The sequence below is a fragment of the Coprobacillus sp. genome, assembly GCF_984815275.1.
The window spans coordinates 1-24778 of record NZ_CFJNYH010000028.1; the positions used below are offsets into that span (position 1 = coordinate 1).

Annotated in this window: 19 protein-coding genes; 15 read left to right on the forward strand and 4 right to left on the reverse strand. The window is 29.9% G+C overall.

Annotation, left to right across the window (positions count from 1 at the left end):
* Positions 1 to 61 precede the first annotated feature (61 nt).
* Positions 62 to 1507 (forward strand): sulfatase, encoded by a 1446-nt coding sequence (locus AC5M21_RS10730; protein WP_008789278.1) that lies wholly within the window; start codon positions 62 to 64, stop codon positions 1505 to 1507.
* Positions 1508 to 1549: 42 nt separating this feature from the next.
* Positions 1550 to 2626, forward strand: coding sequence for a radical SAM/SPASM domain-containing protein (locus AC5M21_RS10735; protein WP_237713659.1), 1077 nt, complete (start codon positions 1550 to 1552; stop codon positions 2624 to 2626).
* A gap of 28 nt (positions 2627 to 2654) precedes the next feature.
* On the opposite strand, the gene AC5M21_RS10740 is transcribed toward AC5M21_RS10735, so the two are convergent.
* Positions 2655 to 3812 carry a CapA family protein gene (locus AC5M21_RS10740; protein WP_017144056.1) on the reverse strand — a complete coding sequence of 386 codons (1158 nt, stop codon included), beginning with the start codon at positions 3810 to 3812 and terminating at the stop codon, positions 2655 to 2657.
* A gap of 145 nt (positions 3813 to 3957) precedes the next feature.
* Between AC5M21_RS10740 and AC5M21_RS10745 the strand changes: the two genes are divergently transcribed.
* Positions 3958 to 5400, forward strand: coding sequence for a glycoside hydrolase family 1 protein (locus AC5M21_RS10745; protein ID WP_008789281.1), 1443 nt, complete (start codon positions 3958 to 3960; stop codon positions 5398 to 5400).
* 81 nt (positions 5401 to 5481) lie between these two features.
* A complete protein-coding gene (locus AC5M21_RS10750) occupies positions 5482 to 5904 on the forward strand; it encodes a GNAT family N-acetyltransferase (protein WP_008789282.1) in 423 nt (140 codons plus the stop codon).
* Here the strand turns inward: AC5M21_RS10750 and AC5M21_RS10755 are convergent.
* Together AC5M21_RS10755 and AC5M21_RS10760 are read right to left on the reverse strand one after the other, a co-directional pair.
* Complete coding sequence (locus AC5M21_RS10755) at positions 5901 to 6560, reverse strand: SanA/YdcF family protein (protein ID WP_008789283.1); 660 nt, start codon at positions 6558 to 6560, stop codon at positions 5901 to 5903. The two genes, AC5M21_RS10750 and AC5M21_RS10755, sit on opposite strands and share 4 nt — an antisense overlap.
* 46 nt (positions 6561 to 6606) lie before the next feature.
* Positions 6607 to 7257, reverse strand: a complete 651-nt coding sequence (locus AC5M21_RS10760) for an HAD family hydrolase (RefSeq protein ID WP_008789284.1) — start codon at positions 7255 to 7257, stop codon at positions 6607 to 6609.
* A 139-nt stretch (positions 7258 to 7396) separates the two neighbouring features.
* Between AC5M21_RS10760 and prfA the strand changes: the two genes are divergently transcribed.
* From prfA to AC5M21_RS10795, 7 genes are all read left to right on the forward strand, one after another.
* Complete coding sequence (gene prfA / locus AC5M21_RS10765; protein WP_054689511.1) at positions 7397 to 8473, forward strand: peptide chain release factor 1; 1077 nt, start codon at positions 7397 to 7399, stop codon at positions 8471 to 8473.
* Entirely contained in the window at positions 8473 to 9327 is an 855-nt protein-coding gene (prmC, locus tag AC5M21_RS10770; protein ID WP_008789286.1) for a peptide chain release factor N(5)-glutamine methyltransferase, read from the forward strand. The genes prfA and prmC overlap by 1 nt, the downstream gene beginning before the upstream one ends.
* A gap of 10 nt (positions 9328 to 9337) precedes the next feature.
* Positions 9338 to 9832: a GNAT family N-acetyltransferase gene (locus AC5M21_RS10775; RefSeq protein ID WP_008789287.1), complete on the forward strand. Its 495-nt coding sequence runs from the start codon at positions 9338 to 9340 to the stop codon at positions 9830 to 9832.
* A 736-nt stretch (positions 9833 to 10568) separates the two neighbouring features.
* Positions 10569 to 12674 (forward strand): ATP-binding cassette domain-containing protein, encoded by a 2106-nt coding sequence (locus AC5M21_RS10780; RefSeq protein ID WP_008789288.1) that lies wholly within the window; start codon positions 10569 to 10571, stop codon positions 12672 to 12674.
* Positions 12646 to 14394: an ATP-binding cassette domain-containing protein gene (locus tag AC5M21_RS10785; RefSeq protein WP_008789289.1), complete on the forward strand. Its 1749-nt coding sequence runs from the start codon at positions 12646 to 12648 to the stop codon at positions 14392 to 14394. Before AC5M21_RS10780 ends, AC5M21_RS10785 begins: the two co-directional genes overlap by 29 nt.
* Positions 14395 to 14497: 103 nt before the next feature.
* Positions 14498 to 15157 carry a response regulator transcription factor gene (locus AC5M21_RS10790; RefSeq protein ID WP_008789290.1) on the forward strand — a complete coding sequence of 220 codons (660 nt, stop codon included), beginning with the start codon at positions 14498 to 14500 and terminating at the stop codon, positions 15155 to 15157.
* Between the two features lie 6 nt (positions 15158 to 15163).
* Positions 15164 to 17122, forward strand: coding sequence for a sensor histidine kinase (locus AC5M21_RS10795; RefSeq protein ID WP_008789291.1), 1959 nt, complete (start codon positions 15164 to 15166; stop codon positions 17120 to 17122).
* 46 nt (positions 17123 to 17168) lie between these two features.
* On the opposite strand, the gene AC5M21_RS10800 is transcribed toward AC5M21_RS10795, so the two are convergent.
* A complete protein-coding gene (locus AC5M21_RS10800) occupies positions 17169 to 18605 on the reverse strand; it encodes a GntR family transcriptional regulator (RefSeq protein WP_017144057.1) in 1437 nt (478 codons plus the stop codon).
* A 200-nt stretch (positions 18606 to 18805) separates the two neighbouring features.
* Between AC5M21_RS10800 and AC5M21_RS10805 the strand changes: the two genes are divergently transcribed.
* The 4 genes from AC5M21_RS10805 to AC5M21_RS10820 all read left to right on the forward strand — a co-directional run bounded on the left by AC5M21_RS10805 (position 18806) and on the right by AC5M21_RS10820 (position 24750).
* On the forward strand, positions 18806 to 21532 hold the full coding sequence (locus tag AC5M21_RS10805; RefSeq protein WP_117769007.1) for a response regulator: 2727 nt from the start codon (positions 18806 to 18808) through the stop codon (positions 21530 to 21532).
* Between the two features lie 40 nt (positions 21533 to 21572).
* Positions 21573 to 21926, forward strand: a complete 354-nt coding sequence (locus AC5M21_RS10810; RefSeq protein ID WP_008789294.1) for an Hpt domain-containing protein — start codon at positions 21573 to 21575, stop codon at positions 21924 to 21926.
* Between the two features lie 19 nt (positions 21927 to 21945).
* Entirely contained in the window at positions 21946 to 23955 is a 2010-nt protein-coding gene (locus AC5M21_RS10815; RefSeq protein ID WP_493531491.1) for a diguanylate cyclase domain-containing protein, read from the forward strand.
* 198 nt (positions 23956 to 24153) lie between these two features.
* Positions 24154 to 24750, forward strand: a complete 597-nt coding sequence (locus AC5M21_RS10820) for a recombinase family protein (protein ID WP_008789296.1) — start codon at positions 24154 to 24156, stop codon at positions 24748 to 24750.
* Positions 24751 to 24778: the final 28 nt, after the last annotated feature.

Below are 24778 nucleotides of genomic sequence, written 5' to 3' on the forward strand. Positions count from 1 at the left end.
AAATAAACTTGTAAAGATGACTAGTCATCTTTACAAAATATATTATACGAGGAGAATAAGTATGAAAGCAATTATGGTTATGTTTGATACATTAACGAGAAACTATCTTTCAACTTATGGAAATGATTGGTGCCATACACCAAATTTTAAAAGACTGGAAGAAAAATGTTGTGTCATGGATCGATTCTATGGAGGAAGTATGCCATGTATGCCAGCAAGACGAGAAATTCACACTGGAAAATATAATTTTTTACATAGAAGTTGGGGGCCATTAGAGCCGTTTGATTTTTCAGTGATTGAAGCATTAGGGAAGGCTGGAATTTATACACATCTTTGTACAGATCATTCACATTATTTTGAGGATGGAGGTTGTACTTATCATAATAGATATGCTTCTTGGGAAGGATTTAGAGGACAGGAAGGAGATCGCTGGAAACCACGTCTCAATGTTCCAGATATAGAAACATCAAAATATGGTAAAAAAGGAATATCATTGACTCAACATATAGCAAATAAATCTGCTCAGCAAAAAGAACAAGATATGTCATCAGTCAAAACATTTATAGCTGGATTAGAGTTTATTGAAGAACATAGACAAAATGATAATTGGTTTTTAACAATTGAATCATTTGATCCACATGAGCCTTTTTATGTTCCTGACAAATATCGTAAAATGTATGACCTTCCTCAAGAAATCAATTTAAATTGGCCTGCCTATATGCCAGTTGATGATGATTTGGATATCGTTGCATTAAGAAAGGAGTATGCCTCTTTAATGACAATGTGTGATGTTTATCTTGGAAAAGTTCTGGATATGATGGATAAGTACAATATGTGGGATGATACAATGCTGATTGTGAACACGGATCATGGATTCTTACTAGGAGAACATAATTACTTAGGAAAGAATTTCTGGCCAATGCATCAAGAAGTTATTCATACACCTTTTTATATACATGTTCCTCATCAATCTGTTGGGAGAAGACAAGCTCTGTGTCAAACTATTGATATTGCTCCAACATTACTTGATTATTTTGAGATCGACATACCAGAAAATATGGAGGGAAAATCTTTATTGCCAGTTGTTACAGATGATAAATGTATTCATGACTATGCCTTATTTGGTATTCATGGTGGCCATGTCAATATTACTGATGGTGAATATGTATTCATGAAAGCCAGTTGTAATGAAGCGAATCAACCATATGTAGAATGTACATTAATGCCAACTCAGATGCGTGGCTTTTTCCAAAATGAAGTTTTACAAACAATGAAATTAGAAAAAGGTAACAAAATGAGTCAAGGAGTTCCTTATTTGAAAATGAAAGGAAAGACTTATTTAAAATCAGATTTATTTGGTGATCTTTTGTTTGATGTAAGAGATACTGAAGTTCAAATTGAGGATAAGAAAATTCGAAATAGGTTACAGAATGCCATGATTCATATGATGAAATCTATTGATGCACCAGATGAGGAATATGAACGCCTAGGATTAGAGAAAAACTAATATATCAATATTTATGAGATTGGAGGAAGTGTCTTGAAATCTGTGAATCTATTAATTAAACCAGCTTCATCTTTATGTCAAATGGATTGTAGGTATTGTTTTTATAAAGATGTTGCCAATCATAGAAAAGAATATGAAGTTAAAATGATGCAAAGAGAGACTGTTGATGTATTGATAGAAAAAGCCTGCTCATTTGCTGGTGAAAATGGATTCATTACTTTTGGATTTCAAGGAGGAGAACCAACTTTAGCAGGAATTGAATTCTTTGAATATTTTTGTCAGAAAGTGATAAATACGAAATTATCATCACAAAAAATACAATATCTTATACAAACAAATGCTTTAAAGCTTCATCAGCAATGGTGTGATTTATTTATTAGATATAAATTCTTAGTTGGTGTATCGTTAGATGGCTATAAAGAAAATCATGATTCTTTAAGAACAATAGATAATCATGCCTCTTTTTCTCTTGTTATGAAATCAATTAATTTATTAAAAAAGAATAAAATTGATTTTAATATATTAACAGTTCTTACCAATCAGCTTGCTAAACACCCACAGAAATTATATCATTTATATAAAAAACAAAATTTTGAATATGTTCAATTTATACCTTGTCTCAATGATTTGAATTATTTAAATCAATATGCATTAGATAGTCATTTGTTTTCAAATTTTTATAAAAAGCTCTTTAAATTGTGGATGAAAGATTATTACTCTCATAAATATATTCATATCACACTATTTGAAGATATATTGGCATTACTACAAAAACAACCACCAATGACATGTGGATTTATAGGTCAATGTCAACCTAACTTTATTATTGAAGCCAATGGTTCAGTCTATCCATGTGACTTTTATGCATTAGATGAATATCAATTAGGAAATATAAAGGAATTAGATTTTAAAGAAATGTCAAAAAATAAACTCTTTTCAGATTTTTCTAGAATAGAGAATTCAATTCCTTCATTATGTGAAAAGTGTAAATTTTCTCAAATTTGTCATGGTGGATGTAAAAGAATGAGAAGTGTTTATATACAAGAAAACTATTGTGGATATCAAGACTTACTTGAAGATTTACTTCCTGAATTTTATAAATTATTATATAATCACTAACAATAGAAACCCCAGTAAACTAGGGTTTCTATTTATTTAATTCATGATTTTCAAGTGAATTAGGGATAAGTTTTTGATATGTTTTTTGAATCCACTTCTTTGTGAATCCATTTTTATAGTGATAGTGTGATTTTTCAAGTTCTTCTGAATATTGGTCATAAGGTATAAGTTTAAAGTTTTTTAGCTGTCTATCATAGTAGTTAATGATAGGTATGTAGTCAATATTTCGAATAGATATTTGATTATTCTGTTCTACTACATCAAGTGTTACCATCATTGAGACATTATAAGCATTCTTAAATTCTTGATGAGTACGATCAACAATATGATCAGCTGATACAAAATTTCCCAATGAATACATACAGAGTGTTCGATTGTTATTAATCCATTCCATTGTTTGTGAGCAATGTGGATGATTTCCAATAATAATATCTACACCCAAATCACTTAAATACTTAGAAAGTTCTTTTTGTTGATTATTTATATCATATGTAAATTCTGTTCCCCAATGCATCATTGCAATAAGGACATCACAATTTTTACGTGTTTCTTCTACTTCTTTTTTGAGAATTGTTTTATATTCAGATGTGAATTTTCTATCGCTTGGTCGATTGAATAATCCAACTTTTGAACGATTCTTATCTTGTACAATCTGATTTGTTGCATATGTATAAGAAACATAACCAAAACGAATGCCATTAATCGTTTGATAACGTCCCTTATTACGATCATCTTGGTTTTCATAAGTTCCTACAGATATAATATCTTTTTCTTTGAGAAACTTTAATGTATTATCAATTCCTTTGTTACCACGATCATTTGCATGATTATTCGCAGTAGAGACGACTTCTAAGCCTAGAGACGCAACTTGCTCACCGATTTCACGAGATGCATTAAACGAATAACCAACACCAGATATTTTTAATTCAGTTCCACCAATAGGAGTTTCTAAGTTAGCAATTGATAAATCATCTTTTTGAAAAAATGGTTTTACAAGATCGTAATAACCCTTATCCTGTGAATCTTTCTCAATCCAATCATAATATGGTTGTTCATATAATAAATCACCTACAAAAGTACAATGTACTGTTTGTGTTTGTGGTGTAATATCTTGTTGTGGAGCTTCTGCTGTTTGACATCCTGTTAGAAACATAACTGCAACTATGTAAATAATTCTCTTTCTCATTTTTATCACCATATTTATTGTAGAATAAAGTCGAAGAGAAAACAACATTTTTAAAATATGAAAATTGATTTCATCTTCTGAAAATTGTTATGAAAAAATGAATTCTTTCATTATAATGAAATAGAAATAAAAGGAGGAATGAAATATGAGTTTTCCAAAAGGATTTTATTGGGGTGGAGCAACAGCTGCGAACCAATTAGAAGGTGGTTGGCAAGAAGGTGGTAAAGGTATCTCTTGTCCTGATATTTGTACAGGTGGTACTGCCACAACAAGCAAAAGAATTACGCCAGTTTTAGAAGAAGGAACATTTTATCCATCACATGATGCAATTGATCATTATCATAGATTTAAAGAAGATATTGCATTGTTTGCAGAAATGGGCTTTAAGATGTATCGTTTTTCTATTGCTTGGACAAGAATATTCCCAAATGGAGATGAATCTGAACCTAATGAAGCAGGATTAAAGTTCTATGAGGATTTAATAGATGAATGTTTAAAATATAATATTGAACCATTAGTGACAATTTCTCACTATGAAGTGCCTTTTCATTTAACAAAGAAATGGAATTCATGGACTGATCGCAGAATGATTGATTGTTATTTGAATTTCTGTAAAGCAATCTTTACAAGATACAAGGGGAAAGTGAAATATTGGTTAACTTTTAATGAAATCAATTCAGCGACAACTGCTATGGGAGCATTTTTAGGACAAGGAATTCTCAATGAAATTAAACCAATGGATTTTATGGATCAAATAGATGTTCCTAACAATCGTTTCCAAGGTTTACATCATCAGTTTTTAGCAAGTGCTTTGGCTGTGAAAATGGCTCATGAGATTGATCCAAATTATCAAGTTGGATGTATGCAAATTATGGCAACAAGTTATGGGTTAACATGTCAGCCATCAGATCAAATTGAAAATCAGCAAAAGAATCATATTATGAACTGGTTCTGTAGTGATGTTCAATGTCGTGGAAAATATCCAAACTATATGAATAGATATTTTAAAGAAAATAATATTACAATACATATGGAGCCAGGGGATGATGAAATCTTAGCAGCTGGGCCAGTTGATTTCTATACATGTTCTTACTATATGTCAAATTGTCAAACTGCTGATCCAGAAAAACAAAAGGCAGGAAAAGGAAATATTTTAGGTGGAGTTCCAAATCCATATTTAAAAGCAAGTGATTGGGGTTGGCAAATTGATCCAGAAGGTTTACGTTATTCATTAAATGAAATTTGGGATCGCTATGAATTACCAATCTTTGTTGTAGAAAATGGTTTAGGTGCTTATGATAAGATTGAAGAAGACGGCCAAGTCAAAGATGATTATCGTATTGATTATTTGAGAAGTCATATTGAACAAATGCATGAAGCTGTATTAGATGGTGTTGATTTAAGAGGATATACACCTTGGGGATGTATTGACTTAGTATCAGCTTCTACTGGTGAGATGGCAAAAAGATATGGATTTATCTTCGTAGAAAGATATGATGATGGAACTGGAGATTTTTCTAGAAGAAGAAAAGAGTCATTCTATTGGTATCAAAAAGTTATTCAAACAAATGGTGAAGATTTAGGATAGATATTTCTATCCTTTTTTCAATTTTTGCTGAATATCTGTCTGTTTTGAACAAAGTTAGTATAATAAAGATGAGGTGAGAGTATGGTTCAAGAAGCAAAGGAAGAAGATTTAAAAGATATTTATTCATTAATATGTGAGTTAGAACAAGAACAAATCAATCAAGAACATTTTAGAGATGTCTATAATCAGGGCTTAAAAAGTCCACATGTTAAGTTTTATGTTTATTTTTATGAAAAAAAGATTATTGGATTTATAAGTTTATATATTCATCAATATTTACACCATCATGGTGCTACAGGTGAGATTGTAGAATTGGTGGTTATGCCAGAATATCGAGGTCTACGTGTTGGAGATCGTTTGCTTAGACATGTTGAAAAAATTGCCAAAGAAAAAGGTTTGGTTGAGTTAGAAATTTCAACATCAACATATAGAAAAAAAGCCCATCACTTCTATGAAGCACATGGGTATTTAAAAAATCATTATAATTTTACGAAAGAACTTTAAAATGCTACATCATTGGTGTCATCACCATTTCCACTGACAGGAAATGCATCACCAAGATATGTTGGTTCTGGTTTATAGATGCATGCGACAACATCTTTAACGCGAGCTGCCACTTCTCTTAAATCACGCATTGTTTGACCAGAATATGAACGAGGATTAGCAGGAACACCAACAGCCTCAATCCCTAATTGATTACCTATGTATAAAGCACGATAAAGGTGGTAGTCCTGAGTGACAATAATCACCTTTTTAGCTTTGAAAATTTCTTTGGCACGGTATAGGCTTTCATATGTTGAAAAACCAGCATGATCCATAAAAATAGCGGAAGAAGGAACACCATTTTCAATCGCAAATGTTTTCATAATACCAACTTCATTATAATCTTCTTGACCATGATCACCAGACATAATGATTTTTGAGGCTTTTCCATCTTTATATAATTGAATAGCTACTTCAAGTCTATCATTAAGCATAGGTGTGGGTTTATTGTTTCTCACTCCTGCACCTAGGACCAATATACAATCGGCATCTTCCAATGATGCATTGACTTGTTTTTTAGTTGTTGCATATACATAAACATTACTACCAGCAATCAAAACAACAGCCACCACAATAACGACACCTATCATCATAAATCCTTTTTTTATCACATTCATAAGATCACCTCATACATCATTATATTACATGATTGATGTGAACATCTTAAGAACATGTTAAGAAATCTATCACTTGATCTAAAGAATCGAGAATCTTTGTTGTCATTTTCTCAAATTCTTGTTCAGGGTATTTCATATCTGGTATACAAATGACATCAATATTTCCACTATATGCTGCTTGAATTCCTGCTTCACTATCTTCTAAAACAATAGCATCACTAGGATTCACTCCTAATTTCTCACAAGCACGCAAAAATACCTCAGGATGAGGTTTTCCATGAGTCACCTCATCACCACAGATAGAATCATCAAAATACTTGATGATATCTGCCAAGCCTAAAATATGATCAACTCTTTTACGAGTACTCGATGTTGCCACTATAGTCTTATAGTTATTTTCTTTCAAATATATCAAAAGTTCTAATAATCCTTTTTTTAATGGGACACCTTCCTGATCAAACAAGTCAGCCATATATTGATGAACGTCATTTAAGACTTGCTCCATGGGAAAGTCATCCCCATATTCATTATAAAAAATTTGATATGCCGTTGGAAGCGTCTTTCCTAATAACTGTTTATAAAAGTCTTCACTTATTGATAAACCTAATTTCCTCATCACCAATTGATAACCTTCAAAAGTGACTCTCTCACTATTTATCATTAAACCATCCATATCAAATATTACTGCTTTTTTCATTGTCTATCCTCCAATTCCTTTAAATGTAGTATAAAAAAACAATCATTTTCTGTCAATCAAAAAAACAAAGAATATACCAATATTATTTTGCTTATTTTATAAGTTTATATTATAATGGAAAGGGTTTGGAGGTTAGAGTATGAATAATATGATAGAAAGATTGGAAACAATCGCAAGAAGATATGAAGAATTAAATGAAATCTTAATGGATCCAAGCATTGCTAGTGATATTCATAAGATGACAGAAGCTTCAAAAGAACAAGCATCACTTGAAACTGCATATCAATTGTATCAAGAATATAAGAAAGTTTTAAGTGGTATTGAAGAAGCAAAAGAATTAATGAAAGAAAATGATCCTGAAATTAAAGAAATGGCAGAATTAGAATTAAGTGAATTGGAAGAAAAGAAACCTCATTTAGAAGAAAAGCTTCACTTAGAATTAATTCCTAAGGATCCAAATGATAATAAGAATGTTATTGTGGAAGTGCGTGGTGCTGCTGGTGGAGATGAAGGAAATATATTTGCTGGTGATTTATATAGAATGTATGTCAAGTATGCAGAATCACAAGGATGGAAGGTTGAAGTCATGGAGACACAAGAATCTGAAGCAGGAGGGTTTTCTTTAGTTTCATTCATGGTGAAAGGTGAAGGTGTTTATTCTAAACTAAAGTTTGAATCTGGTTCACATCGTGTTCAACGTGTTCCCAAGACAGAAACACAGGGACGAGTTCATACATCTACTGCGACAGTCCTTGTTATGCCTGAAGCAGAAGAGGTTGATGTAGAGATTAATCCAGGTGATCTCAGAATTGATACATATCGAGCATCTGGAGCTGGAGGACAACATATTAATAAAACGGATTCAGCAGTCCGTATTACCCATTTACCAACTGGAATTGTTGCATCAAGTCAGGATGGTCGTAGTCAACATGACAATAAAGATAAAGCAATGCGTGCTCTTCGTGCAAGAGTTTATGAAATGGTTCAACGTGAACAGGAAGAAGCATTAGGAAGTGAGCGTCGTAGTAAAATCGGTAGTGGAGATAGAAGTGAGAAAATTAGAACTTATAATTATCCACAAAATCGTGTGACTGATCATCGTATTGGTTTAACAATTCAACAATTAGACCGTATTATGGAAGGTAAGTTAGATGATGTGATCGATGCATTAATTAATGAGGATCAACGATTGAAATTACTTGGAGAAGAAGAGTAATGACGATAAGAGAATTGCTTCGAGAAAGTGAAACTATGCTGGATGATACAAATAAAGATTGTAATGTTGCTAAGGTATTATTTTATCATTTGGCAAATAAAGAACCCCATCAATTGTACCTAATGATGGATGAAGAAGTTGAAGATGAATTATATCAAGCTTTTCAGGCTGGTATAAAGAGATATATGGATGGAGAACCTATTCAATATATTAAAGGAAAAGAAACATTTTTTTCAAGAGATTTTATTGTCAATGAAGATGTCTTAATTCCACGTTATGAAACTGAAGAATTGGTAGAGAATATTCTTTATAAGATAGATGATTATTTTGAAGATTATGAATCTATTGATTTATGTGATGTTGGAACCGGTTCGGGTGCTATTGCGATTTCTTTAGCGTTGGAAGAAAGTAAACTCAATGTCGTTGCAACTGATATTAGTAAAGAAGCTTTAGAGGTTGCCCGTTTGAATGCACAGGAATTAGGGGCAAATATTGAATTTTATCAAGGAGATATGTTAGAACCATTGATAGATAGAGAAATGAAAGTGGACATATTTGTATCTAATCCACCATATATTCCAGTAGAGCAAGATATTGAGAGTGTTGTGAAAGATAATGAACCACATGTTGCCTTATTTGGAGGTAATGATGGTTTATACTTCTATAGAAAAATCTTCTCAAAAGTTCAAAGTGTTATCAAGGATCGTGCTCTATTAGCATTTGAGATGGGCTTTGATCAACGAGAATTAATGTGTCAAGCTGTTGAGCATTATTTTCCAAATATTCCCTATGAGATTATTAAAGATATCAATGGAAAAGATCGCATGTTATTTATATACTATCACTTAAATTAAAGGACAACATATGATACTAGAAACAGAAAGATTATATTTAAGATATTTAGAAGAAGCAGATGCATTGCGTATGAGTGAATATCGAAGTAAGCCTGAAGTGGCACAATATCAATCCTGGACTAGTTATTCACAAGATGATGCCAAACGTCGTATTCAACAATGTCAGTTAATAAAAACTATGAATCAACCAAAAACAGATTATCATTTATCATTTGTATTGAAAGAAGAAAATAAAATGATAGGTGATTTATTTGTAGAAGTTGTGAATAGAAAAATTTTTGTATTGGGATATACACTTGATAGTGCTTATTGGTCACAAGGATATGCAACAGAAATTGTCACAGCATTTTGTGATTATATGAAAAATGAACAGAAATTTAAAAAAGTACTTTGTTATGTTTATAATGATAATGTTCGTTCAAAAAAATTATTACGCAGACTTCATTTTGTTAAATTTGATGAATCATATTATTATGATGATGAAGGTTATATGAAGAAATTATGAGAGTCATTTCAATAGAAGTGGCTTTTTTTATTTATTACTAATTTTGAAACAACATTGGAATCTTTTATTTTTAGTTACAGATTTTTGAGTAATAACCTTAATAGAAGTGATTGTTTTTAATTATTTATAGTAAGATAAATAAATTTAATGTTTATTTAATTTAAAATTAATTTTTCTCAAAGATTTTAGAGATGATGATAAATATTTATTCAATTTAAAATATTTAAACATTTGATTAAATAAAATTTATATAAATAATCTAAATTTATTAGTCAAAATATTATACTTATAAATAAGTAATATTTATAATTTAACGGTTAGGGGAAAATCATTGCAAAAATAATGAAATGTATTTATTATAATAATATAAGGTAATACTCATTGTGAATGTTCAATATTTTGATGAAGTTTTGTATAAAATTAATCATTAATTAGTTATGATATGACTTAGTGATGTTGAAAATATTATAATTAAATTATTCAAATGCATAGAAATATAATCCACGATTATTGTTAACAAAAATAGAACGTAAATAATCTTTGAGGAAGTTATTCTCAATAAGGCTAAATATTATTGACAGAGAAAGATTATTAAAAAATGGTATAATATGTTTGATTATTTTAGTTCATATATGGATATGAATTAATCAATATATTCAAACTAAATATATGGTTTTTATTGTTAAGTTTGAGTATAGAGCATAGTCTGATAAAAATAAAAGGTGGGTGAAATATAATGTTACTAGAATCAATTAATAAAACTTATCATAATCACAACGAGGATATTCAAGCTCTAAATAATATCAATTTATATATTCAAGAAAAAGGTATGATATTCATTGTTGGACAAAGTGGATGTGGAAAAACATCGTTACTTCATATTATATCTGGTAAAGATAATGACTTTACAGGTCATATTGAAAGAGATGGTAAAATTGAAGTTGTTGAACAAGATATTCTTTTAATGGAATCAATGAAAGTTATAGACAATTTATTGATTGTTAATAATAATCGTCAACTTATTGATGAGTGGTTAGAAAAATTTCATATGAAAGAGTTTGTTCATCAAAAGGTTAAGAAGTTATCCGTTGGGCAAAAGAAGCGTATACAAATTATACGATCATTACTAGTAGAAAGTGATTATTTAATTTGTGATGAACCAACTGCTTCATTAGATTATGAAAATGCTGAGATAATTATGGAGATTTTACAAACTATATCTCAAGACAAAAGTGTTATTATAGTTACACATGAGGTGGCGTTAATAGAAAAATATGCTGACCGTATTATTACTATGAAAAAAGGAAAGGTTGTCAATGATAAGGTTGTTAATGAAAAAGAACAATTGATAATTAATAAAATATCAGATATTAGTAAAAGTAATAATCAAAGGTTAAGATTCTTAATAAAAAGTTTAAAATGTCATCCAGTTGAACTTATATCAAAATTCTGTTTGATTTTTCTAATTTTAATAATAGCATTTGTTTGTACTTCACTGTTTTCATCGACGAGAGAAGCAGTCATTGAAAAAAATAAATGGCGTAATTCAGAAAATCTTATTATTACTCAACCTCATGAAGATAATAATAAGTATAGAGGTGTTGATGATAGAGTAGAAGAAGATGGTAGTTATCTCTATTATGATATTTATGATAAAAAGACGCTTCAATTGGTTAAAGATAATATTAGTCAGGTTATTGGTTACCGTTATGGCTGGACTCCTCAAAACTATTCATTATCAAATGGTTCTTTTACACCTGAGATGACAATTGATGATATTAAAGAAGCTGTTATAGAAGGTGATAGAATTTATCAAGAAACTGGTGAAGTTCCTTTTGCTGATTATGATGATTTTTGTAGAATTCTTGATCAAGCTAATTCTTCTCATCCTAATGGGGATTTTCCAAAAGATTTTGTTCTGACATTTGATTTTAGAAATTATGAAGGTTTTAAAGATAATAGTTTTTCGAATGCCCCTGCATTTGATATTTTTAAAATAGGCAATAAAAAAAATACTGAGGTTGTTCCATATCAACTCTATGATCGATATGAAATATCACTACAATATGGGTATAAGCCTGTTCATAATAATGAGATTATTGTTTCTTTAGAAGTGGCCGCAGCATTGACTAAAGAATATCAATTAGATAGTTATAAACAATTAATAGGAAAGGAAATGCCTTTTTCTTATTTTGGTGGCGAAGAAACAAAAGTACAAATAAGTGGAATCAGTTATACAGAAAATAAGAATGAAAATCAGATTTACTTTAAAGAAGGAGCTTTAGATGAGTGGATTGAGGAAGCCTATCAAATGATCCCAGATAAGTTAAAATACATTTATGTTTATTTTTTAATTGACCCACAATATAATGCAGAAAAAGTGGCTAATGATATAAACAAAACAATTGTTGGAAGAGAAAGTTCCTTTATTCCTTATAATAACTCTTTTTTAACAGAGTCTCAAGAGTATCAGAATCCTGCTTATTTCTATCTCTTTAGTAGTTTGGTATGTATAGGATTACTTATAATTGAAGTGGGAATGATATTGGCTTGTCGTAAACGTTATATAAAAGAAGAAAAAGTGATGAGGAGTTATGGGTATTCTCCAATATTTTATATTTTTGGGTATCTAATTTTATTATTTGTAACAGTTATTGGATTGCAAATGTTAATGCTACCATATTTATGCCAAATATTTAATCAATTCGTAAATACACTTGGTTTTGCTTCTTTCGTTGAATATAACATATTTAATTATCTTTTATCTACCAGTGTAGCGCTAATTTTTATAGTAATTATTGAAGGGGGATTATATGCATTTAGAACTCAAAAACATTCATAAAACATTTGATAAGCATGTCCTTTTTCAAAATCTTAATTTTAATTTTTCATACTGTGGTTTCTATTTTATATCTGGGAGTAGTGGAAGTGGGAAATCTACACTTTTAAATATATTAGCCGGATATGAAGATGTTGATAATGGAGAGAGATGTATAGATTCAGATGTATCTATAGCATGTATTTTTCAAAACTATGAACTTATAGATGAATTGACAGTTCAAGAAAATATCATAATGATACATGATGAAAATGAGTATTGCACAGATATTTTACAGCAACTGAATATTACAGACTTATTAAGCAGGTATCCTAAAGAATTATCACAAGGGCAAAGGCAAAGAGTTGGAATAGCAAGAGCGTTATTTTGTCAGCCACAGATTATTATTTGTGATGAACCAACTGAATCATTAGATATAGATAATAAAGAACGAGTTTTGAATCTTTTAAAAAAGCTTTCTCATGATCATGTTGTTATTGTTGCATCTCATGAAACTTTATTATTAAAAAATTATTATGATTATCATTATGAACTCAAAGATTATCAACTTTATCTTAAAGATCAACATCATCAAATGAAGACAATGAGAATAATAAAAAATAATTCTAATGTTAATTCCCATAAAACAAGACAGATTATACATAAGATTATACATAAAAGAACCATGTTGCAAACAATCTTTATGAGTCTTTTAATTTTAATGCAACTGACTATTAACCAAATAGGAACAAATCTCTTTGTTGAAAACAAAGATGGTATAGCGGTTAATAAGAATAGTATTTATGTAAAAACTTATGGTCATAATTCGGATATTTTGAATAGATATAGTCAGGCGAAAAGGCCTATTCTCGAATTTAGTTCTGTTCCCATAAAGAATAAACTTGTTAAAATAAATATTTATCCTCAAAGTGTAGATGATAGTGTTTCCCATATTCACCTAAAACAAAATGAAATTCTTATTAATCAAAATGTAGCAGATATTCTCAAAAATCAATTTCAACTAACTGACCAAGAACTTATCAATTATAAATTAGATTTAAACTATCAATTAGGACAAAGTCAATATACAATTCAGTTTCAAATTATTAATATTGTTCAGGAAGATGTTAATGATTTAAAGCAAATCTATTACTCTTATAATGGAGTCAATAGTTATCTAAAAGAAAAGAAGTTTACAGTTGAATTTCCTACACAATATGATTATTTAATGCAAAATAGTGATTTTTATGAACTTCAGTGTGGAACAGATGTAGAACATTATTTTCAATCATTAATAAAAAATAATGATTTTTCAATTCAACATTCTATTTTCTCAGAGCAACAAGATAATCTCGGTCAAAAGAGCTTGTATCAATTCATGTTTATGATAATTCAAATTATCTTAGGAATTGTGACCATTATCTATATTATTTATATAACATGGAAAGATGTAACAAAAAATTTAACAAGTTTGTCAATTCTTCATGCAGTAGGAGTTCCAATGTCTGAGATTAAAAAAAATTATTTTACAGAAAAATTAAAATATTTAGTTATTATCATTCCATTTCTTATGTGTATATGGATAATCTTGTTTGTTTTTCTTCATCAAGATATAAATTATTTAAGAATATTAGGATATATTATAGTTTGTTATAGTTTATATATTATTGTCTTATTTATAAAAATGAAGAATCTTCGTCAAAAAAATATTTCTATTATTTTAAAAGAAGGAGTAGATTCCTAGGGGTGAAAAGATGATTTCTTTAAAGGAAATCATCTTTTCTTTGTTATTTACATAATTTTTTCACAAATTTATATTATAATGAAAAGGGAATGAGGTGTCATAGATGAAGGTATTGTTAGTAGAAGATGAAAAATTAATTCGTTTATTTATTGTAGAGTATTTTAGTAAACAAGGTGCTGCCGTAGTAGAGGCAAGTGATGGATATGAGGCTTTATCATTGTTGGATGAAACATATGATATTGTATTGTTAGATATTATGATGCCTGGAATTGATGGATATGAAGTTTGTAAATTAATTAGACAAAAGAGTGATATACCTATTTTGTTTATTAGTGCATTAAGTGAAGATGAGAATAAATTAAAAGGATATGAATTGGGTGCTGATGATTTTATATCTAAACCATTTACTCCTTCATTGTTGTATGCGAAATGCAATGCTCTTTTGAAAAGATTGAATAAAGGAAATGAATCATTAGATGTAGGTATGATTCATATTGATGAAGATACTCATGAAGTCTTTGTTAATGACGTTGAGATTCAATTATCACATAAAGAATATTTGATTTTGATTTATTTTATAGAGAATAAGAGAAAAATTTTATCTAGAGATCAATTGTTAGATCATGTTTGGGGTTATGATTACTATGGGGACCAGAGAATTGTTGATACATATGTCAAAAAACTAAGAAAGAAATTATTAGAAGCATCATCATATATTCAAACCGTTGTGAAGATAGGATATATGTTTGATCCAAAGGAGTAGAAGCTAATGAAAAAAATAAGTTTTAGCTTAATTCTTAAGATTTCTGGTATTGTTTTTTTAGCTTTTGCAGTGGTTTTAGGAAATGAAATTCGATTAGGAATTGATCGATATATAAAGAATACTTTAGAAACCGATGCTGAAGTCACTGTGAGAAATTTAGATAAGTTTGCTAAATCCTATATTGAAACAGTAGCTGTGAATAAAGTTGATATTACATCAGATGCATTTCAATCAATATATAGCAGTGCATTATCTGGTGATAATACGAAAATCAAATGTTTAGTTGATAGTCAGGGGAAAATTGTTTCGACATCAAGGGAAGGTGTCTCAAGTCCTACGTTGTGTATTTTCGCTGATGAATATTATGGTTCCCAATCATGGCCTCTTTATTTTAATCTGACATCATTGCCAAAAAAAGATCTCAATTCTATTGAAAATTTTTTAATTGAACATCAAAAGGAAGTGGGGAATATTTCAATAGAGGTGAAACTTGATCATCAGCCAGAAGAGGGAGAAGCGAGTTTTAATGATATCCAAGTTAAAAACCTTGTCTATAATGATGAAATTATTTATACAGGAGATGTCAAAGGAAAAACCCAAACCTTTCAAGGAACAGTAAGTGCTTATACAAGTTATAATAAAGAAATTGTCTTCTTTTCATCAGCATCTGGAACAATGAAGATACAAAAACAGACTGAAAAACAAGATAGTTCAAAAGAATTTGAAGAAAAGCAGTCTGCTTTGGTAGTAGACTATCAAAATGCTATGAACGGGTTACAATATCAAATTCAAAGAAATTTTAAAAAATTTAAAAGTTCTGGAAAAGAGTTTCATTCTGCAGGTAATGATTATTCTAATTACTATCTTTTATCACCATATGAATACAATGGCAAATATTATTCTACAGTCATGATGCGATTAGAAGACTGGTCGTTACTCGTAGATGCAAATCAAAGTTTAGACTATACAACAGAAGAATCGTTAGATTTACTTTCAGCAGGATATATCTTTGTCACACAAGAATATACTGATTTAACCATGAAATCTTTACAACAATTTATGGTTGATAATTCGTCAACATATTTTCTAGCATTTATATTAATTATTTTAATTTGTTTATCTATAGCCTATATGATTGTACGTCCAATTCGTCGTATTGAAACAACTGCAAAACATATTGCTCGTAAGGAGTTTGATTATCCTATTGATATGACAAGGCATGATGAATTAGGTGATCTGGCACGTAGCATAGATATAATGAGTAAAGAACTGGAAAAGACTATTAGTAATTTACATCAGGAAATTGAACGTGTTACTCAATTAGAAGGTGTAAGAAAAGATTTTGTATCTAATTTTACACATGAAATTAAGACACCATTAGGAATTATTAATGGTTTTAGTGAACTTGTAGAACTTGAACAAGATGAAAAGAAACGAAATGAATATATTGATATCATTCAAAATGAAGCTAAACGTATTAATGAACTTGTTTTAGCAATGCTGGATTTATCAAAGTTAGAATCTCAAAATATATCATTAACAATGGAAGATGTTGATTTACTTGATATTGTGGATGAAAGTTTAGATTCAATGGCCTATTTATTAGAGAAGAAAAACATACATTTGAATGCCGAATTAGATTCAGCAACAATACATGCTGATCACTTTAAGATTGAAATGGTCATTAATAACTTTATTAGTAATGCGCTTAGATATACAGAAGATGGCAAGAGTGTATATGTACATTTGGATGAACATTGTTTTGAGGTTGAAAATGAAGGAGCACAGATTCCAAATGATGAAGTTGAAAAAATCTGGTTAACTTTCCATAAAGTCGATAAAGCGAGAAATGAAGAGGGAACGGGTTTAGGATTAGCAATATGTAAAGCAATATTAGATTTACATCACTTTGAATATGGTGTTAAGAATACTGATAAAGGAGTTTTGTTCTACTTTAAATTTTAAAAATCAAAAAAGCTGGATTTTAATAATCTAGCTTTTCATTTGGATTTTAAATTTGTAGTGTTTGTATATCAATATGTGTAGTCAAGCCTATCTTCTCTAAATATTGAGAAGCCGAAATGAGGTCATTTATCATAAGGCGTTCTACTATATGTGAACAATGATTAAAATCCTTTATATGTAAACATTCAATAAGAGTATCTATATGAATTGTGATATTATGAAGAACTTTCATTATACTCCGTAAAGGATATCCCCAAAGTAATTGTTCAAATAATTGTGAATAAATTATACTAATAGCATTATAGGGGGCGTATTTCACAACATAATGCAAAACAGAATATGCAGCTAATTCACAGCGATGAATGTTTCGTAGTTTTTCAAGTAATATTATGAGTTGATTAATTTCACTTTCATCCATATGTACTAAAGTTAATTGAACAATTTCTTGACAGGAGTTTGTAAGAATATAAAGGCTTTGAACAAAATCACTTAGTCTCTTTTTGGTAGAGTTTTGAGAAAAGTCACAGTTTTCAGCAATTTTATTTATAGGTAGAATTTGAGTGCCAACACCATTGATTGATTTTACAGCACCAATTTGCCTAAGTAAAGTCAATGTTCTTCGAACAGTACTCACTGATACATTTTTTTGAATTGCTAATGAGTCTAAAGATGGTAAGAAACTACCTTCTCGATAGTTACCACGACTCAAATCCTGAATGATTTCAGTTCCTAAAGAATACTGTTTTTGTTCATTTCGCTTATATACATCCCAAGAAAATGCAATTTTTTCATGACTAGAAGCATAGTGAATATGACTTTTATAGAATTGCATAAGATTAGTATGAATCTGTTCGTGAGATTTATCTATAGCTATTTTTAATTTGTCCCAGTCTTGCTGGCGACATAGTCTGACTATTTCTAGAAGTAAATATCCATTTTTTTCTAGTATAGAGATTTCTTTATAAACACTAAAGAAAGGAATTTGATAGAATATATAAATCCACCAGATTAATCTTATTAATATATCATTTTTTAAAAAACTAAATAATTTTAGGAAAATATGAATAGCTCTATAAGAGACAAAGATTTCTCTCTTTGTAATCAATTGCTCTAATTCATTTAACGATTCTTCAGAAGCATTTTTTAAACTGAGCCATTGAATATGACTAAAAAGTGGTTGCATTGATTGACTTAAATCGATTAATGCATCTTTTCTTGTTATAAAGAACTCTTGTATATGATTTTGAATCTCATCCTGACTATATTCGATAATGATTTTCGCACCTGTATTTTTTGATAACGAGATATAATGATTGTCTTTTAATTTATTATATGCATATCGAATGGTTTCTGGTGCGACTTGGAGATATAGACTCATTTCTTTTATGTAGGGAAGATGATCATTGAAATGATAGACACCTAGTTTTATTTGAGTCACTAGCATATGATAGATAACATTTTGTAAATCATGATTACTTTTCAAAATGGTTGCCCCCTTCTACATATGATAAGTGTTTAGATATTCTTATTCTAACACCTTTTTGATGTGATTTCATACACTTATTCATTCTTTTTCTACAAAAATCAAAACTTATTCTTTTTCCAAATCGTATATGATATAATAAACATATATATGAACAAGGGGTTATTTGGATTTGATATATACAAATGGAGGCAAAGGAAATGAGAGAAGGTATACAGGGAAGTTCTTTTGAACTTAATCATATTTGTATCGCGATGAGTAAGAATTTGTTAGATGAGAGTTTAAGTATAATCTGGGCTAATGATTACTTTTATCAGTTATTAGGCTTGAAGCGAGAAGAAAAGTATAATCTTAAAGATTTATATGATCATTTAGAAGATTATGAAAAGATGAAAGCAAGTCTTATGGATGCTGTAAAGAACAATAAGCAAATGTTAGAATATGATACATGTTTGTCTATAAATAATGGTCAGTCTATATGGATGCGTATGACAGTAACAATCATAAAAACTCAAGAGAAAGTTGAAATATCTATTGTTTATACACAGATTGATGATATTATGCATGAAAAAGAGACTTTGTATCAGCTTAAAGAAGAGAGAAAGCGTAATTTTGAGTGGTTAATGTCTGAATATGAAGGAAATGTTTATTTGAGTGATATGGATACTTATGAATTGTTGTATCTTAATAAAACAGCTTATGAAACTTTGAAAGCTACAAAAGAACAAGTGATTGGAAGGAAATGTTATGAAGTCATTCAGGGAAGGACATCACCTTGTCCTTTTTGTACAAATCATATTTTAAAAGAAGATGAATCATATAATTGGGAATTTTATAATCCGACGCTTGAACGTACTTTTATGATTAAAAATCGTCAAATCAATTGGGAAGGACATAGAACAAGAATAGAATTATCTCACGATATGTACAGTGCAGAATATAAATTATCTAAGAAAGATCAAGAACGAGAAGCCATTTTAAAATCAATACCAGGTGGGTTGGCAAGGTTAGATACACGAGATTTTAGTACTATATTATGGTATAATGAAAAATTTTTAGAGTTAATTGGTTATACTGCAGAACAATTTGAAAATGAACTTCAGTCACAATGTCGATATATACAAGAAGATGATTTAAAACGAGCTTTAGTGATTGCTCAGACCCTTACAAAAACAGGGGATAATGCAGTTTTTGAAGTGAAAATGAATAGACGTGATGGAGAAGAACGTATTTTAACAGTTACACTTTGTTATTTAAGTGTAGAAGATAGTTGGGATGGAATTCCATCATATTATAGTGTAGGACTTGATGTGACTGAAGCAAGGCGAGAGGAAGAAAGACAACGTCAAGCATTAGAAGATGCCTACCAAATTGCGAAAATTGCAAATTCTGCAAAAACTGATTTCTTGTCTTCAATGTCACATGATATTAGAACACCAATGAATGCCATTGTAGGAATGGCATCAATTGCACAGGCTCATATAAATTTTCCAGAAAAAGTCTCTGATTGTCTTCATAAAATTAAAATTTCTAGTCGTCATTTATTGAGTTTAATAAATGAGGTCTTAGATATGTCTAAGATTGAGAGTGGAAAAATTGATTTAATGCTTGAAGATGTAAATTTACCAGAATTAATTGATGATGTTTCAGATATGTGTAGAGCGCTTATTGATGAAAAACAACAAGATTTTAGTATAGTCATTGGTAGAATTAAACATGAAAAAGTGGTTGCTGATGGAGATCGGTTAAAACAAATATTTATGAATCTTATTTCTAATGCTGTTAAATATACACCACGAGGTGGTCAGATCTCTTTAGTTATTAATGAATTGGACTCATTGATTTTAGATAAAGGTAGATTTGAATTTAAGTTTTATGATAATGGCATCGGTATGTCTGAAGACTTTTTACCACATATTTTTGAACCGTTTAGTCGTGCTGAAGATACACGTATTAATAAAATTCAGGGAACAGGACTAGGAATGGCCATTACTGAAAATATTGTGAATATGATGAATGGAACTATTGAGGTCGAAAGTCAATTGGGGAAAGGGACAATCTTTACAGTTTCCATCCCCCTTCAATTACAATTAGAAGAAGAGGAAAATGAAGAGAAATTAGTGGGACAATCAGTTTTGGTTGTTGATGATGATCAAATTGTGTGTGAAAGTGCTGTTATGCTTATTAATGAACTGGGGATGCGGGGAGAATGGGTGTTATCTGGAATGGAAGCACTAGAAAGAGTTACTCATGCTCACAATATAGACAAAGGATATTTTGCTGTTATTATTGATTGGAAAATGCCAGATATGGATGGTTTGGAAACAGTCAAAGCAATTCGTGAAAAAATGGATGAAAACGTGCCTATTATAATTGTTTCAGCATATGATTTGTCTGATATAGAAGAAGAGTTTACACGTGCTGGAGCAGATGCCTTTATTACAAAACCATTATTTAAGTCAAAAATACTTCATGTTTTAAGTTTATTTTGTACGAATGAAATATTGAATTCCAAAGAGGATATATTAAGAGAACATTATTCAGATATATGTGGGAGTCGTATTCTATTAGTCGAAGATAATGAACTGAATCGTGAAATTGCAGAGGAATTATTATCAATGAAAGGTGTCTTAGTTGAAAGTGCAGCGAATGGCGAAGAAGCTTTAAAAATGTATAATACTTCACCTGAATATTATTATACAGCTATTCTTATGGATATTCAGATGCCAGTTATGAATGGTTATGAGGCAACAAAGCATATTCGACAATTGAAGCGAGAAGATGTAAAATCAATACCTATTATAGCTTTAACAGCTAATGTTTTCTTTGATGATATTATACAAGCACAACGTGCAGGAATGAATGACCATATTGCAAAACCAATCGATATTGATAATTTAACAAGTATTTTAGAAAAATATATATGATAACAAAATAAATTCATAAAGAAGCAAAGGGGAAAAATATATGATGAATGTAAAAGAATGTTATGAGATGTTTGGGGGGAATTATGAGGAAATCATGCGATTACTCATGACAGAGGCAAGAGTTATTAAATATCTCTTAAAATTTAGAAAAGATACTTGTATGCAAGAATTAACAAAAGCATTGAAAGAAGAAAGGTATGAGGATGCTTTCCGTTATGCACATACGTTAAAGGGTGTGAGTACTAATCTTATGATGGAAAGGTTAGTTGTTTCAAGTTGTGAATTAACTGAAGCATTGCGTCACAATGAGACAGATGTTGAAGACCTCTATAACAATGTTAAAGAAGATTATGATTTAATTATAGAGGCTATACGTTGTCTTGAAGAAGAATAAAGAGAAAGAAGAATATAATATGGGAAGTAAAAATAAAATACTTATTGTTGATGATTCACCTATAAATCGCTCTTTATTGATTGATATTCTATCTCCAGAATATGATATTGTAGAAGTAGAAAATGGATTAGAGGCTATTGGGTATATAGAAAAAAATCTTGAGAGTATCTCACTTGTTTTGTTAGATATAGTAATGCCAGTAATGAATGGTTTTGAAGTTTTAATGTTAATGAATAAGAATAACTGGATTCAATATTTACCAGTCATAACAATAACTTCTGATACGGCCTCTCAATCTATTGATAAAGCATATGATTTAGGTGTTTGTGATTATATCAATAGGCCATTTGATGATTTAATTGTTCAAAAAAGAGTTCAAAATACAATCTTACTCAATGCTAAACATAAACAACTAGAAAATATGATTACAGAACAAATACTTGAAAAAGAGAAGAATAATCTTTTAATGATTGAAATTTTGAGTCATATTGTAGAGTTTCGTAATGGTGAAAGTGGTATGCATGTTTTACGTATTCGTATTATTACTGAATTTTTGATGCGTTCACTTTCTCAAAGGTCAGAAAATTATCATTTTTCTGATAGTTATATAGCCGAAGTCATGAATGCATCTTCATTACATGATATTGGTAAAACTATGATTTCTGATACTTTGCTAAATAAAACTGGAAAATTAACTGAACAAGAATTTGAAATTATGAAGCGACATACTCTTTTTGGAGCTCAGATTTTAAAAGATATCCCATATTTTAAACAAGAAAGTTTAATTCAAACAGCACATGATATTTGTCGCTGGCACCATGAACGCTACGATGGATGCGGTTATCCAGATCATTTAACTGGTGAACAAATACCTATTAGTGCACAGATTGTTGCATTAGCGGATGTCTACGATGCCTTAACAAGCAAAAGAGCATATAAGCCACCCTATTCACATGACAAAGCAGTTGAAATGATCATGGCAGGACAGTGTGGTGCATTTCATCCAGAGTTATTAGATTGTCTTTTTCATGGGAGTCAACAATTAAATGAAAGATTAACAATATATGAAACAGAAGATTCTCTTTTAAATTTAGAATCTCAAAGTATGAATGAACATATATTTAAAAAAACTAGCGTCTCTAACAGAACATTTGCACTTTTAGAGCAGGAAAGAACTAAATATAAATTTTTTGCATCCATGTCTGGTGAAATACAATTTGAATTTAATATAAAATCTAATATTTTAACAGTATCAGAATGGGGAGCTCATCATTTAAATATGCCAGAGATTATTATTGCCCCAATAGAGAATCAGACAATGTTGGAGATTATTTCATTAGATTCCTTAAATGAATTTCAAAATAAAGTTAAATCTGTTTCTATAGATCATCCAATTGTAGAAATCATTACACAAATAAAAGTAAAAGAAGATTGGCGCTGGTTTAAAATACTTGCAAGACCTTTATGGGTTGAAAATGATATTCCTGAAATAACTGATGTTATTGGTAAATGTGTTGATATTCATGATGAATATACCAAGATGAATAAATTAAAAAGAATTGCTGCACAAGATTCTTTAACCAAATTATCTAACCATAAGACGGCTCGTCAACAAATTGAAATGATTATGTCTAAACATCCTTATGAACATTATGCTATGATTCTGATAGATTTAGACTATTTTAAAAATGCTAATGATTTCTTTGGTCACATGTTCGGTGATGAAGTATTGAGATATTTTTCAAAGAAACTTTTAGACTGTATAGGAAAAAAAAGTATTATTTCACGAGTGGGTGGAGATGAATTTATGGTCTTCATTAAATATGAGGGTGATGTAGAAAAAAGGGTAAGAGAAATCCATGATTGTGTATCTTGTCGTTATAAAGAATATCCAATCTCATTAAGCATGGGAATTGCTTTATATCCAGAGAATGGTGATGATTATGAAGACATTTATAAGCATGCGGATCAAGCTTTATATAGTGCAAAAAAATCTGGTAGAAAACAATACTCTTTCTATCAGGAATAATTTAATTATGAAAGAGAATAGGAATTTTCTTTTGGGAGGTTTCTATTTTTTTATGAAGCATAGACAAAAAAAGCATAGTTTTAATCAAATTTAACTGAAAAATATTATCTTTTTAGCGATAATGTCATATTTCCAATTATTACCAGTAGAACTTTTATGAAAAGTTTGAGAAAATGAAAGTTTGAAAGGAGGTAAATAATGGGAAAAGTATATGGATATGTGAGAGTCTCTAGTAAAGACCAAAATGTTGCTAGACAATTAGCTGCTTTAGAGAAGTTTCATTTGGAAAGAAAATCGATATTTATTGATAAGATGTCAGGTAAAGATTTTAACCGGCCAAGTTATATGAGAATGATCAGAAGGTTAAGAGAAGGTGATTTGATTATTATTAAATCTATTGATCGATTGGGTAGAAATTATGATGAAATTATTGAACAGTGGAGACTTATAACAAAAGATAAGAAAGCTGATATAAGAGTTTTAGATATGCCTTTATTAGATACAACATTATCTAAAGACATTTTAGGAACTTTTATTGCTGATTTGGTTTTGCAGGTTTTAAGTTTTTGTGCCCATGAGGAACGTACAAATATTAAACAAAGACAAAGAGAAGGAATTGAGGCTGCAAAAAAGAGGGGAGTTATTTTTGGAAGACGCCCATTATCTTTGCCAGATGATTTCCAATATGTTGTTGATGCCTTTAATAAAAAAGAACTCAGTGAAAGAGAAGCGATTACACACTTACATATTAGTCGCACAAGTTTTTATAAATACAAGAAAGAATATCGTGAATGATATTCTTTTTTTGCCTTCTTAAAGTGAC